The organism is Catellatospora vulcania, assembly GCF_009720385.1.
GTDB lineage: Bacteria > Actinomycetota > Actinomycetes > Mycobacteriales > Micromonosporaceae > Catellatospora > Catellatospora vulcania.
In genome coordinates this window covers 1-13,613 of the sequence record NZ_ML769306.1, presented here as the reverse complement: position 1 = coordinate 13,613, position 13,613 = coordinate 1, and the positions used below count along the sequence as shown (strand labels likewise).

At 62.7% G+C, this 13,613-nt stretch carries 13 protein-coding genes; 6 read left to right on the top strand and 7 right to left on the bottom strand.

The annotated features are described in order from the left end of the window. Positions 1–145: 145 nt before the first annotated feature. Together F6W97_RS13430 and F6W97_RS13425 are read left to right on the top strand one after the other, a co-directional pair. On the top strand, positions 146–481 hold the full coding sequence (locus tag F6W97_RS13430; protein WP_155370638.1) for an arsenate reductase/protein-tyrosine-phosphatase family protein: 336 nt from the start codon (positions 146–148) through the stop codon (positions 479–481). A 138-nt stretch (positions 482–619) separates the two neighbouring features. Beyond that, complete coding sequence (locus tag F6W97_RS13425) at positions 620–1,075, top strand: DUF488 domain-containing protein (protein WP_155370637.1); 456 nt, start codon at positions 620–622, stop codon at positions 1,073–1,075. On the opposite strand, the gene F6W97_RS13420 is transcribed toward F6W97_RS13425, so the two are convergent. The 7 genes from F6W97_RS13420 to F6W97_RS13390 form a co-directional block, all read right to left on the bottom strand. Continuing rightward, a complete protein-coding gene (locus F6W97_RS13420; protein WP_155370635.1) occupies positions 1,060–1,899 on the bottom strand; it encodes a hypothetical protein in 840 nt (279 codons plus the stop codon). The genes F6W97_RS13425 and F6W97_RS13420 overlap by 16 nt on opposite strands. A gap of 49 nt (positions 1,900–1,948) precedes the next feature. After that, positions 1,949–3,013, bottom strand: a complete 1,065-nt coding sequence (locus F6W97_RS13415; protein ID WP_155370632.1) for a hypothetical protein — start codon at positions 3,011–3,013, stop codon at positions 1,949–1,951. A 120-nt stretch (positions 3,014–3,133) separates the two neighbouring features. Continuing rightward, positions 3,134–3,937: an abortive infection family protein gene (locus F6W97_RS13410; protein WP_155370630.1), complete on the bottom strand. Its 804-nt coding sequence runs from the start codon at positions 3,935–3,937 to the stop codon at positions 3,134–3,136. Positions 3,938–4,072: 135 nt separating this feature from the next. Continuing rightward, positions 4,073–5,044 (bottom strand): DUF4238 domain-containing protein, encoded by a 972-nt coding sequence (locus F6W97_RS13405; protein ID WP_196279120.1) that lies wholly within the window; start codon positions 5,042–5,044, stop codon positions 4,073–4,075. A gap of 147 nt (positions 5,045–5,191) precedes the next feature. Then, complete coding sequence (locus F6W97_RS13400) at positions 5,192–5,692, bottom strand: HEPN domain-containing protein (RefSeq protein WP_155370626.1); 501 nt, start codon at positions 5,690–5,692, stop codon at positions 5,192–5,194. Further along, positions 5,673–6,362, bottom strand: a complete 690-nt coding sequence (locus tag F6W97_RS13395; RefSeq protein ID WP_155370624.1) for an ApeA N-terminal domain 1-containing protein — start codon at positions 6,360–6,362, stop codon at positions 5,673–5,675. The genes F6W97_RS13400 and F6W97_RS13395 overlap by 20 nt, the downstream gene beginning before the upstream one ends. Continuing rightward, complete coding sequence (locus F6W97_RS13390) at positions 6,362–8,218, bottom strand: hypothetical protein (protein ID WP_155370622.1); 1,857 nt, start codon at positions 8,216–8,218, stop codon at positions 6,362–6,364. Before F6W97_RS13390 ends, F6W97_RS13395 begins: the two co-directional genes overlap by 1 nt. A gap of 452 nt (positions 8,219–8,670) precedes the next feature. Here F6W97_RS13390 and F6W97_RS13385 point away from each other — a divergent pair, with 452 nt between their 5' ends. The 4 genes from F6W97_RS13385 to F6W97_RS13370 all read left to right on the top strand — a co-directional run bounded on the left by F6W97_RS13385 (position 8,671) and on the right by F6W97_RS13370 (position 13,480). Continuing rightward, on the top strand, positions 8,671–9,858 hold the full coding sequence (locus F6W97_RS13385) for a tyrosine-type recombinase/integrase (RefSeq protein WP_155370620.1): 1,188 nt from the start codon (positions 8,671–8,673) through the stop codon (positions 9,856–9,858). A 364-nt stretch (positions 9,859–10,222) separates the two neighbouring features. Beyond that, on the top strand, positions 10,223–10,660 hold the full coding sequence (locus tag F6W97_RS13380; RefSeq protein WP_230686651.1) for a tetratricopeptide repeat protein: 438 nt from the start codon (positions 10,223–10,225) through the stop codon (positions 10,658–10,660). 523 nt (positions 10,661–11,183) lie between these two features. Next, positions 11,184–12,101, top strand: a complete 918-nt coding sequence (locus F6W97_RS13375) for a hypothetical protein (RefSeq protein ID WP_155370619.1) — start codon at positions 11,184–11,186, stop codon at positions 12,099–12,101. An 86-nt stretch (positions 12,102–12,187) separates the two neighbouring features. Next, complete coding sequence (locus F6W97_RS13370; protein WP_155370618.1) at positions 12,188–13,480, top strand: ApeA N-terminal domain 1-containing protein; 1,293 nt, start codon at positions 12,188–12,190, stop codon at positions 13,478–13,480. Positions 13,481–13,613 lie beyond the last annotated feature (133 nt).

Below are 13,613 nucleotides of genomic sequence, written 5' to 3'. Positions count from 1 at the left end.
GGGCTTGCTTCCGTGCTGTCGGTGGGCGTCCGTGCCCGGGTCGGTACGGCGTCTGCTCGGGGTGCGGGGTGGTGGACCTGCTTGTCGCCCAGGAACGTGATCATCGGAGAGGTCGTTGCGCCTCTAAGCAGTTCCGGCCGGCTAGCTGCGCCATCTCGCCGACGACGCCGTCGAGGTCCGCTCCGCCGGCTCCGCCCCCGCCGACGAGATCAACCCCGTCGCGGTCGCCGCGATGGCCGAGGTCGGCGTCGACATCACCGGCCAGACCCTGAAGATGCTCACCCCCCAGGACTCCGAAGCGTCCAGCGTGGTCATCACCATGGGCTGCGGCGACGTCTGCCCGTACTTCCCCGGGCAGCGCCACGAGGACTGGAAGCTCGACGACCCGGCAGGCCAAGGCATCGACGCCGTACGCCCGATCCGCGACGAGATCCGCGACCGCGTCCAAGCCCTCGTCGAGGACCTGCTGCCCAACCGCTGACCGTGGTCGGGCACCCGACCGCCACGACACGGGCGAGGGGAGGGTGAAAACCCATAAACTATCCGAAACAGATGTCGTCTGGGGAACCAAGCTGCAGGCCTATGGCCGGGCCGCCGGTAGGCATGAAAGGGTGTATCGATGACCTTGGCCAGTGTCGCGACCAACGGACTGATCGGCGTCGGCTACGAAGGCCAGGCCATCACCACATTCGTCGACGCCCTGGTCGCCGACGGCGTGACCCGTCTGGTCGACGTACGCCTCAACCCGATCTCCCGCAAACCCGGCTTCAGCAAGACCGCCCTGACCGCGGCGCTGACCGCGGCCGGCATCGTCTACGAACACCGCCCCGAACTCGGCAACCCCAAGCCCAACCGCGCCGGGTTCTCCGGCGAGGCCGACGCGCTGGCAGACGCCCGCCGCGTGTTCAGCGACTGGATCAGCCGACCTTCGGCCCAGCAGGCCCTGGACGCGCTCGCCGACGCGGCCACGTCGCAGCGGGTGGCGGTGCTGTGCTTCGAAGCAGACCAGGCACGCTGCCACCGCGACATCGTCCTGGCCCAGGTCCGCGAGCGTGAAGGTCAGCGGCGAGGGTAGTAGACGCCCAGCACGCTGAACACCCGCACCCGCTTGGCCTGGTTGCCGACGAAGAACGCCGTGTTACGGTCAGGGGCGCACATCATGCCCACGAACTTGTGTCGCAGCTGCGCGTACGTGTGCTCGTCGGAGTGGCCGGCCAGCTGGCGCTGCAGCATCACGAACTCCCAGTCCAGCACGCCCTGCTCGTGTCCGCGGCAGGTCGCCTCGAAGCAGCGGTAGCGGTAGCGGCCCTTGAACCGCGGCGGCTGCAGCGGGGTCTTCTCCCGTGGGTTGTACAGCTCAGGTTGCGCGACATACTTGTCGATCTTGCGTTGCTCGTCCGGTGTCCAGCCCGGATGCTTCTCGAACACCAGATCCGTGATCTCCTTGGGCCGGATCAGGGCCAGGGACTTGGCATCATGACGCTCGCGGGCGTCAGCGTTGACCCGGCACATCGAGGTCTCGACATAGTCGTCGAGCCACACCTGGCGCGGCTTCCACGGCCTGAGCAACTCGCCCGGTTCGATCGACGACAGCACAGGTCGCCAGCTCTCGCGGCGCTGGTCCTGGCGGGCGGGTGTCGCCTCTAGGGTGATGATCTGGTACTTGCCGAACTTGTCGTCGGAGTCCAGGTCCCGGAAATTAATCGGGTAGAGGCGGACGAAGCCCGGATGGGTCATGTCGGCCCGTACGCCCGCCACGCAGACCGTCTCGCCGTAGGTCTCTGAGGGGTTGGGCGCGGCCTTCACGGTGACGAGCACCTGCATCTTGACGGGCCGGTCGCCAGGCGGCTTCGGATCGGGCGCGGGACTGTGGAAGGCGCTGAACAGGCTCTGGGACATGAAGCCTCCAGGGGACGCCGTGGGCAGTCCATCGATGGTCTCATGTGCGTCACCAAGGCGCTACTGATCGTGAGCGGCGCCTGTCGTCGGTGCCAACTTGTCTCTGGGCCGCGTTGCGATATAGCGGACCGTCTGAGGTAACGAGCCCAACCGGCGAGGTCAGCGACGATCCGTGCGTCGCACTTACGGAATACTTGTGGCGAGGACGACGACGCCCCATCGCCGATGCCCGAGGTGGACAGCTTGGTCGACCGGAATCGGCACCGTCGGCCGCCTTACTGTCTGAGGCGGTCAGGCGTGAGGCCTCAGGTGGCGTCCACCGAAGTAACGGTCCCGTGACTGCCGGGCCTACGACCAGCGGTGTGGCAAGGCGGTCATCTGCAGCAGCGGAAGCCGTAGCCCCGAGGTCGGACGTCCAAGACACGAAGATGCGCCCAGCCAGCACAACTCCGGGGATTGGCCCGGCCGGATCGTCGGCTCGAGCGACCGCGACGGCGGGCGCATTGACGGGCGGTGGTCCGCATAGCCGAAAGAAGGTCAGTCCACGGGCCAACCTGCTCCGTGGAATCTCCTGTCGGCTTCCGGCATCGCGAGCGGCCTTCAGGTCGGCGCGGATCTCGTCGGCGTACTCGCCCTCCCAGATTCCGAACGTCAGGCAGGCGGCAAGGTAGGCGTTTTTCAGCAGGGCCAACCGGACGTGGTCATCGTTGGGGAGCGCTCCCTTGAGGTCGACTTCACCACTGCGCAGGATCTCGGCGATTGCAGGATCGTATGGGCCGTCCTGCAGCAGCACGTACTCGCCGTCGGGGAGGTAGCGCAGCAGTAGCCTGCCTGCATGGCGTTGGCCGGGCACGCTGCCGCCGCTGAGTTTCGAGAGGCTGATGGCGTTGTCGTACCAGTCGAGCAGCGCCGGTTCGACGCGGCTGCCGAGCCCGTTATTGCACGGTTCGCAGGTCCGGGTCATTACGTGCCCGTGCAGGCTCTGCGCGGGCACGTGCTCATCTGATGTCGCCGGGTCACCGCAGATGGGACACCGATCGAACATCCGTGGTTCCAGCACATCAAGCACCGTCACGGTTGCCTGTGTGCTGGAGGTGGGCTTGTCCACACTCATGTCCAGGACCCTGCCGTCGGGCAGGGAGATCGACATCGAAGCCGGTGGCCGTGGACGCATTCAGCAAGGCTACAAGCCGCCTCTCCGGCACCGCGCTGAATATCGAACGGGCCTACACGTTTATACCGCGGTCAAGTCGAGGGCGAAGGCGGACCACGTCAGCGCGGCACGCGCCGCGAGGCGCCCGTGGGCGGGCGTGATGTCCGTCGGCACCTGCGACGCGCCGTGTCCGTCGCCGACGTCGTTGCGCAACTCGGCCAGGCTTTGGGTGATCGCCTTGACTTGTCCCAGTAGCCGCACGATCTCCTCACGGTGCGGGCCTGCTGGCACCTGGTTGGGCACGACGCCCAGCGCCATGCTGGCCCGATGCACGAGGGCCGGCATGTTCTCGCTATCGGTCACCGGTTGTCCATATCTGCGCAGCACTGCCTTAGCGGTCGCCTCGACCAGGTTCTTGGCCCGCCCGATCGCCACTGCTGGATCAGTCGGTAGTGCCCGCTCCAGCCGTAACAGCTCAGCGCGGACTGCGGCGGTGTCGGTCAGTGCCGAGGCTTTCGCCCACAAACCGGTGATCATCGCGACTGGGTCGCCGGTTGGCTCTACGCTGTACCCGTCGTCGGACAAGGCGTTGCGCAGCCGAACCAATCGACTCCGATCGGCCTCGGGCGTCGCGGCGTAAATCTCGGCGATGCGTGCGGTGAACCTCAGAACTTGCGACACCACGTCCGGGTCGGTGAGGTCCAACTGAGAAAGGCTGGCGTGGATGTGTGACTGCGTTCCCGGAATGTAGCCGGCTGACGACTGACGCCTGGCAGCGGGCAGGCCTGCAGCTCGCAGCGCCGGAACAACGTCATCTTGGTACTTCACCTTCGTTCCGAGAATTGCGATGGCATCAATCGTTGACTCGCTCAGTAGACGACTCATGCCGAGTAGCGTGCCAGCCAGGTATGACCTTGCGGACCGAGGGCCGCCTGACGGCAAGCCCTCGTCCCGCCGAGCTCGGCAAACGTGCCGGTCTTGCGTTCGGCCCGTGCCAGTTCCAGGTGGGGCGGGAGTAGTTCAAGATCTACGTGTCACGGTGGGTGTGAAGCGAGTCAGGCGTACGAAATCCTCGAGGCCACTGCCGGGCGTCACGTACACGAACTCGTTAGCGGCGCGTACCTGATACCTGTTGAGTTCTTCGACCGTCTCTAGCGGGACCTGTCCGACGGCCTGAGGCCCGAACGCGATCACGATTTTCGGTGAGAGCGGCATGATGACCTGAGACGCCCCGTCCAGCGCGACACCCTCCGAGGGACCCATTCGGCCATCTTTCGAAATTGTGATCACCGGAGCGTCGCCGACAAGAAAAGATCCGGACGCAGGGTGCAGGATCTGCACCTGGTGTCGGGCGAGCCATTCCTTGCTGCGCAGGAACTGCCTTTCCACGCTGTGGCGGAAAAGCAGGCCGCTTTGGAAGTCTTCATCGAACTGCCGTCCAAGCACCATTTCGAAAAAGAAAGCGTGGTCCTCGGCACTTACTGGAGGCCGTCCAAACCTGCGTTCGAAGTCCTGCGCGTATCCGGGAAGCTGGTGGGCGTTGGCGCGTCGTGCCTGCCTCGCAAGGGCGTAGCTGTCGCGGTGGATCTTGAGCAGTGCCCTGTTCCTGATGTAGTGCAGGGCGACCGTGTCTCGTACAACACCGATGTCGCCGGAGTAGGCGTGCAGCATGTCGCTTTCGCAGAGCTTGATCGCTTGCGGAATCCTGGTTTCGACCTCGCTCCATAGTCTCTCGGCGGAGCCCGACGCCTGCGAGACGAAGTTCGTGATCTTTCCCATGCCGGCGGGTCCCCGGGCCACGACAGCTGCGTCTCGGTGGCGAACGCTCACCGCGTGAAGCAGTCGGTTGGGGCCAGCGAATTGCTTCAGAATGACCTTGGAGACGATGTGCTGCTGCTCTATGTGGGGTCGCGTGTCGTCAGCGGCCTCGGCCCGCAAAGATCGTAGGCGACGAGCGGCAAGATTGGCACTCAGTGGTAGCGGTGCGCTCACGCTACAAGCATGGCATCGGAGGCAAGGCAATTCGGTTCTGGGCAAGTCGGGTCACGACGTTCAGGTCCCACCTCATTTGGTGAGGTCCTTGTAGCAGATCATCGTGCTGGCGATGCCCGCAAGGCGAGAAGGGTTCAGTACGGTGTTCTACACCGGCCGAACAGAAGGGTCCTCATCTTCGGTCGTCGCACGTGGCTGCGGAACCCCCGTCGCAGGCAAATGCTCATGGACGTACACGATGACATCGTGGTGCCGCTGCCGGACCACCCGTCGTCGGCCAGTGCTGTCGATGCCAAGCTCAGCGAGCAGCACCGCACACAGCACTGCATGCGCGCCGCGAGCCACGGCACCCAACGCAGGCGAGTCGTACCGGCTGTGGCTCTGGTGAGCGAGCTCGTTGCGACTGCGCCTGGCCGCGGCCACCCACCGTTCTACGGCTTCGTCGCTGCCGAAGATGTCCTGCACCGTCGAACCGAGATGACTCAGCACCGCCCGTATCCGCTTGTCGAGCGCGACACTGCGCCCGACCTGTTCTGCGGCCCGCTCGGCGTGCCCAGAAAACTCAGGAACGGCGTTCACCGCGTCCCGGATGATTCGCCGCAGCCGCCGGTGGGCGCCATCGGACATCTCATGCTCGGGAAAGTTCAATGCTCGGTACGTCTGCTCGATTGCCGTGACCAGGTGCAACGCTCGGATATCGACATACTGTCCTGGCATGAACAGCTGCCCGAGTAGGTTTGTCTGTTCGGATCCGAAGGTTGACGAACTCCTCGAAGTACACCCGTTTCGAACCGGTGCCGTGTTCGACCCCTGCGCCACGCCGCCACTGCAGCGACACCCGAAAGTCGCCCACCACGGCCTCGACCGGCTCGTAGAACAACACGGGCCGACGCGGCCCGACCGGATCGGGATAATCTCCAAGCGTCAGCTGCGTACGACTGTCGGTGAAGTGCCCGAGGTTGTCGATGTCGAGCAGCAGCTCATCGAACACCTTGTCATCGATGCCGGCCACCCAAGTCCGCTCCACCACTCCGTGGCCGCTGATGGACACCTTCGACAGGCCTGGGACGTAGGCGAACGTAACGCAGTCAAGTATCGTGATGCGCTCGTCGTCGACCATCCCATGGATCGCGGCGATCCTGGCCAGACCATTTTCATCGACTGTCAGACCGCTGCCGAACCAGCCCTCGGCAACCACCGAGTCAGACTCCAAGGTGCACTCGCCGTCGTCTCCGGCTGCCAACGTCCCGATGAAGTCGTAGCCGCGGTTACCGGGCAGCCACCAGACACCTCGCGACACCTGTGATGCAGAGGCCATCACGACTCCCAACGGCCGTCGCATAGGAGAAGCCTTGTGAGTTCCTCAAGCGGAGCGGCGGCTGAGCACACGGCCGCCAGGATGGTTGCGGCTCGGTCGGCACGCGTGCGTAGCCGAGCGGTCAAATCTTGGTCTGACTCGTGAGCTTGGAGGAACTCCCGGTACGAACGTTCTGCCATCGACAGGCAGAACCGCCTGAGGTGCAGTGTGTGGAGATCGGGCAGGGGCCCGCCGTGTGCGATCGCATTACGGTAGCGGATGAAGACGTTGACGTGCGCGGTGTAGTCGTTGCGCAGGTTCTTGACCGACGCTGTGAATGCCGCGGCGGAGGCGAGTTGTCTTATCCATTCTCCGAGGAGAAAGGCGAGTACAGAGCCGCGGCCGGTCGACATGATGCTGGCGGCCAAGTTCAGTTCGTGTAGCGCAGTGCCGGGACGACGGTTGTCGAGACGGAGGAACGCTGCACGACCAGGGTCGGTTTCGCCCAAATGCCCGAGATCAGACAGCGCCTGTCTTACCCACCCAAAGGTGGTTAATACAACTTGTTCCAGGATCCATCGGTCTGCGAAATGTGCCACGAGGTGCTTGTCCCACGTCATACTCGCCCTGCTGGCTACGAACTCCACCACTCGACCCGCCATGAGTAGGCTGGGCGTTCCCTGGACGTCGTGACATGCGCGGAGCCACTGGACAGCGTCCAGCCCTCCAGGCGGCAGCCCCTTGCGCAGAATGCTGCCGCCATGTTGCGCGATCTGGTCGATGATGGCATCGCCGTTCTCCTCATGCCGCCAAGAGATCTCAGCCACGTCGATTGCTTGGAGGAACTCGCCCCTGGAGACCAGGTGGCCGTCGAAGAAGTGTAAGTATCCCTTCAGCTGCCGCCATCCGAAGAAGCCCTCGGGCCTGGCCAGACCGATGATTCCGTCCATTGCCTGTTCGGCTCGCTGGACGGCGGTGGCCGCTGGCCCACGGCCGAGGTCAAGCCGCACGTAGATGACGCCTTGGCCGGTGGGCAACTCCTCGCTGAGGAAGCTGCGGCTGTCACTCAGACGCATTTCGGCCGGGACTGCCGCATGGTGAACCGCAGCCGTGTCGAGGTTGGGAACCAGCCAGTCGGCCGGGAACAGCTGTACCTCAGGAATCGGAGCCCAGCCGCCTCGAACTACGGCGTGGTCGTAGGCGAGCCAGACCAGGTTAATCCCTGTTGGTTGCTCACTTCTCAGAAAGTCCGCGACAAGCTGAAGAGATTCGGGCGGCGTGAGACCCGCTGTGCGCGACCCCGGCTCGTCAACGGTCCTGAGTGGCTCGCGCTGCGAGAGTTCTAAGGCCAGGTTCACATGCCAGGAGTGGTCACCGAGAATTCCTGCCAGCCGGGCGGCGGTTTCCCGCCGCGACCAGTGGGCCAGATCCAACAGGTCAAGGAACGTGTCGCGGGTATGGAACATCGCGCGGGCCGAGCTGGCCCTGTTTGCTGCGGCGGCCAGGTCCTGGAACGCCGCAGCGCGGGCATCGCCGGTCTGAAGCAGCTCACGCAGTGTCTTAAGGGCGGATGCGAAAGCCGTGCGCTTGCGTAAGTCACTCCTGCTGGCCTCGTCGGGAGGAAAGCTCTTATGCATCGCCTGGTACGCCTGTGAACAGCACGTCGCCAACCGCTGCCCCGAATTGCTGTAGGCCGACTGGAGGGCTGCGAAACAGCCGTCCCACGCTGAGGCATGGTTGTGATGCTCGTAGCCGCGGCCGTCGTTTACCCAGCCGCTCATCTCGGTCAGCGCTGTTGCCAAGGTCAGCGGCTGCATGGACTTGTTCCGTTCGGGCTGCTCAAGCAACTGCAGCAGCCTCAGAAACGAATCCGGCATGCTTGATCGTGCAGGAAGGTACACGGCTCTCCGACCTCTGACGGACCCGCCGATACTACGACCTCGGTACAGCATCGACTGGTAACGACATGAGGATGAGTTCGTTCGGGGAGCGAGCCGTCGACGATGCCGCAGCGTTTAGGGTCGCGAGGTCGCTATCCGCCGATATCCTGCTCCATCACATCGCGCGACGTCATCTTGGCCGAAGGTGTGCTGCCCGCAGCATCGAGCGTGAGGACCGTCGTCTGTGTGTCACGCCCGCTGTTCGCAGACTGGTCCAGTTCATCGTCGGCCGACCGACCTTGGGTCATCCGTAAGTGTCGGATGGTACCGCCGTCGAGTGGTGTCGGGCGGCCGTCCATAGCCGTGCAGCCAGGTCTGCGTTGGAGAGGCTGCTGGCGTTTGAGCTGTGATCGGACCGGGAGATTCTGTGGATGAGGAAGTGCCGGCCGATGGTGGGGGCGCGGCCGGATGGTGGAGAGCCGCGGATTGAGGCGATCAAGGAGGACCCGGACACGGGTCTGTTCAGCTTCCGGCTGGAGATGGGCCGCAGCCGGGACGACAAGCGGGTCCAGGCGAATCGAGCCGGTTTCCCGGACTACGAGTCGGCGGCGGAGGTGTACAAGCGGCTGCGTGCTCAGCGGGATGCTGGCCGGATACAGGCTCGGCTGACGGGTACGGTGCGGGCGTTGTGCGACAGCTGGTTGCGGGCGCGTGTCCAGCAATTGGAGCCGAACACCTTCTACAACTACAGCTACGCGCTGGGGCTGGCGTGCCGGCACGTAGGCGACACGCGGGTGACCCGGCTGTCGCGCCAGATGGTGGAGCGCATGTACCGCGACCTGGAGCGCGAGGGCTACTCGCGCACGACGGTGCGGACCATGGGCCGGGTGTTCGCCAAGGCGCTGCTCGAGGAGGGCGGCATCAAGCTCGGCGCCCGCAAACCGCGGCTGACCGACCGGCTGCGCCCGGTATGGACCCTCGAGGAAGCGAACACCTTCCTGGCCTACGTCCGTGAGGACCGGCTGTACGCGTTGTGGCGGCTGCTGGTCGTGACGGGCCTGCGTCGCGGTGAGCTCGCCGGCCTCAAGTGGGACGACTTCGATCCGATGACCGGGACGATCCGGGTTGTCCGTCAGCGGGTGGTCGAAGGCGACGATAGTGCGGTGCGGGAGAAGCGGCCCAAGTCGCCGAACAGTATCCGTTCGGTCATGCTCGACAGGGAGACTGCGGCGATGCTCGGCCGGCTGCGGCGGGTGGGCGGCAGCGCCTACATGTTCACGGGTCGGACGAACATGCCGTTGCGGCCGGACAACATCACCGACCGGTTCAACAAGCTGTCGGCGGCCGCGGGTGTGCGGCAGATCGGGCCGCACCAGATCCGGCACATGCTGGTGTCTAGCCTGCTCGACTCCGGCTATGGCGTGCACGAGGTCGCCGAACGTCTGGGCCACGACCCGGCGACGCTCATGCGCTACTACACCCGCGTCAACGCGGTCCGCCGACGCCAGGCCGCCGACCACGCCGCGGCACTTGTCACGGGTCAGCTGCCGTTCACGGGCGCGGTCGGCCCGTCGGTGCCGACCATCCCGCAGCAGGCGCGGCGGGCCCGTGGCCGGTCCGGTAGTCCTGTCGGATGAATTCCGATTTGGGCGGGCTTCGGCTTGGAGTCGCGGTCGGGCATGCGGTTATGATGGGCAAACGCAGTGCAGAAGTGGTGCAATCACAGACCTCTTGACTGGGGCACTTTATACTTCTGGCGACCTCGGCAAACGTTGCCTAGTACACCGCTGACCCTCACAACAACTGGGGGTCAAGGGGTCGTCGGTTCGAATCCGGCCAGCCCGACCAGCTCAGAGGGCATATCCCATCGAAGGATATGCCCTCTTTTTGCTGCATTGCCGCGGCTGAGTCGGGGAGGCTGCCGCAGCAGGTCAAAGTGTGGCTGTCCAGTTTGCAGCACAACGTGCGAAGGCTTGGGCTCGAATCGGCGACCGGCGGCAAGTGGAGCTGGCCCTGGAGCAAGGGCGGGTACTGCTGGAAGGCCTGCCGTACCCGGATGACCTGGATAACCACTTCGTCGTGGACCCGGCGAAGTTCGACTTCTATGCGATGGATGGCTACCGCATCGTGGGCGAAGATCAGCGAGCGGGAATCTACGCCCGCGAGGTGATCCGTTCATCCACGGACCCTGACGGCACGGAGCGGAAGCCGATGAGAATCGCAGAGGCGAGGATCACTCTCGGCGTGCTGGCAGGCCGGGCCGGTGACCTCGACGGGGCGATCACCTACAGGCGACGTGCTCTGAACGGTGATCGGAAGTCGTTGCCATCGCTGCTCATGGTGTCGTCGGAGCTGACGGACCTCCTTCGGACGCAGTACGGCGGCGCGCCGGAGACGACGTCATTCCTCGACGAGATCAACTCCCTTCGGCAGGGGTAGGGCCGGAGTCACCTGCTGCCATTGGCCGGCCACCGACACCCGGTCGGGGTCGCTTGCTGTGCCACTCGATGATCTGCTGAGGCCGGCAGACGTGAGTACGCCCGATGTCCGTTCTGGCGGTGGCATCTGCTCCCGCTTCCGGTAGTTAATGACCGTGGCCACCTGAACGCCAAGGACGCAGCCACCTCGGAGGTCGTCCACCACTCAGCGTCCAAGGTCAGGCGTACTCGTCGGACATCATTCTGCACTACAAGCAGGGCGGGCACGACAGGTGTTTGCCTAGCTCACTTTGTGCTTGACTGATCGGCGCGCCTAGTTGCTGAACAGATGATCTACAGGTGGAGGATTGCGCGTGCAATGGTGATCTAGCACTCTGGATGTCCCGATGGTTACACAAGATGCTGCCCCGGCCGTCGTCATTGCGACACGCCGACTATCGGCTGACTAGCATCGTAAGCGGGTCGAGTACCTGCCACTTCTACAATGACGCCATTAAAGAAGAACTTAGCGAGGACACAGTTATATGGGTCGAAGCTACGCCGAAAAGACGGTCAAATTGCTCTTCGGCAGAGCGAACCGGTGTGGATATCCCGATTGCTCAAACGCGCTGATCTTTGAGGATCGAGGCGCGCTAACCGTAAGCGCTCAGATAGCGCACATTCGATCGGGATCTCCTGCTGGCCCTCGCTATGATCCTAAATATCCGGAAGAACTCGTTGACCAGGAGGAGAATCTCATTCTTCTCTGTGGAGTGCATCACAAGCCAGTCGACGATCATACCTCAATATACGCAGTCGACGAGCTTTTGGAGTGGAAGCATCACCAGATTTCTGTTTCCACCTCTCAGTTGACTGATCGCCAAATAACTAAGATCGTTCAGCACTACGACTTGAATAGTCTTGAGCCTTCCACCTTCGAGATGCTTTGCCAGGCACTGACTGCCGAAGTTCTTGGTCCTGGCACGGAAATCCGTGGTGGTTGCAATCCGCGCCATCGAGAGGATGCCGCTTTTAGGGGTCGACTCACCTCGTTCCCGAGCACCAATAACCCTTGGAGCGGTTATGTGGCAATGCAGGCATGGTTTAACCACAGCGCCAACGCGCCTGTAGGACGCGATATGCTACGGCAAAAGATATGGCATGAAGTAAAAAGGTGGTCAAGCGAGACCGGCGGTGATGGGGGACTGGAGGTCCCAGAATACCTCATCCTAGCTACCAATACTTCGATCCCGGCTGCGTTTGGTCTCGGCGGAAGAGATGAGATTGAAGAATTCGTGCGACGTATTTCCAACGGCCTGTTCAAGGGGTGGCTAATCTGGGACGAGGCCGATCTATTGCGAATGCTCGATCGCTATTCGAAAGTCAGAGACGTGTTTGTGCCCATAATGTCCTCGACTCGTTTGGCTGCCGAACTGATTGACTCCTACCGCCAATCGGCTTGACCAGGATGCGGTCATCGAACGATGGATATCCGCGATCATATCTACGTGCTTGACTCTGCAGATCTGGGTTTGTGAAGGGTGTCCGCGTGAAAGACCTAAGTACAAAAGGCTATTTTTGGCACCCCGGTTTACCGGAACGGCGGGTGCCGGGATGGATTGATTTCACCTCGGGATCGGGCGGGACTCTTCACCTCATAGGCCATCTCGACGCACCTGGTGGAATTAGCTTCGGGGCAGGTGAGGTGGTCCCCAGGATTGTAGGGGAGGGCGATAACGGACTGACTCTAGAAAACTGCTATCGAACCAGCCGGAGGGTGGGTTCCGGGCTCAACGAGGAAACTTATCGCTTCGGCATGATGTTCGAAGGTGCCTTCCGCTTTGAAGAAGAAGAGGAGATCCTACTAGACCAGTTGTTAGTTGAGATGCGTCATTTGCTGGCTTGGTCCGGGCGACATAACCTAAATGAGGTAGAGATTCGGTCCCCTGATAATAAGACTGCAGGATGGACTACGTCGGTTGAAGTTCTGCCGGACGTTTCAGTCGAGATCGAGTCCGGAGTGCGCATGAGTCTTCGGCATTCCCCTCGAATTGAGGGGGGCAAGTACGCGCGCACCCTGTCTCAAAGGGGGTTCATGCATCTTGAGCTGGACTCTCCGCAAGAGCTTGCAACTATTACTGCCTATGCTGCCTCAATTCAGGATCTGGTAAGTATGGCGACTAATCGGATAGCAGAGTTCGATTCGTTCCGCGTCTCCAACCCGGAGTTTGTAAGGAACAAGAGTGCTCAAAACGCATCGGGGATTCGTGAGTACTTGCACCTGCATGTCGAGTGGATTGCCCGAGAGGAATCGGACAAACCACTGAGGGTACTCGTTCCATTTGAGGATATCGGGGGACTGGACGGTGTCGCAGTCTGGCTCCGCAAGATCGCCCCGTTCAGGGATTTGGTATCGCGGGTGATGGCAACGCGTTACAACAAAACTATGTACGCAGACGACCGATTCTTCAACCGAGCTGCCGCACTAGAAGGTCTGCATCGTCACTTGTACCCGCGTCGACGCGGCGCTAATGGAGGAAAACCTACATTCGCCGAACGACTGCAGGACCTTGCTACGACTGCCGGTGATCCATTTGCGCACCTCGTTGAGGATGTGGACGAGTGGGTTCGAAAAGTTACAAGGGGCCGCAACGATCATGCGCACCACTTGCGCAATGCCGTACAGACCACTGGGGCCACGCACCACTTCTTGGCCGATAGTGCTTACTGGCTCTTCATCATGTGCGTGTTTCGTGAATGTAACTACGGTGGCAACGTCTTCGACGCAATCGAGGCGAGTGCGGAGTTCAAGCACTTGCACCTGAGCTTGAAGGCGATCTGAGCTTTTTGTCTAGTCCCAGTTCCTGCTTGACCGATCCGTCCCAGTAGCTACTTGACCGGTGACCTTGGTTAGTTGTTGACCGAGGCCCCAGCCGGGCTCGTGTCAGTGCCCGGCGGGGGTGTCCCCGTCGGGC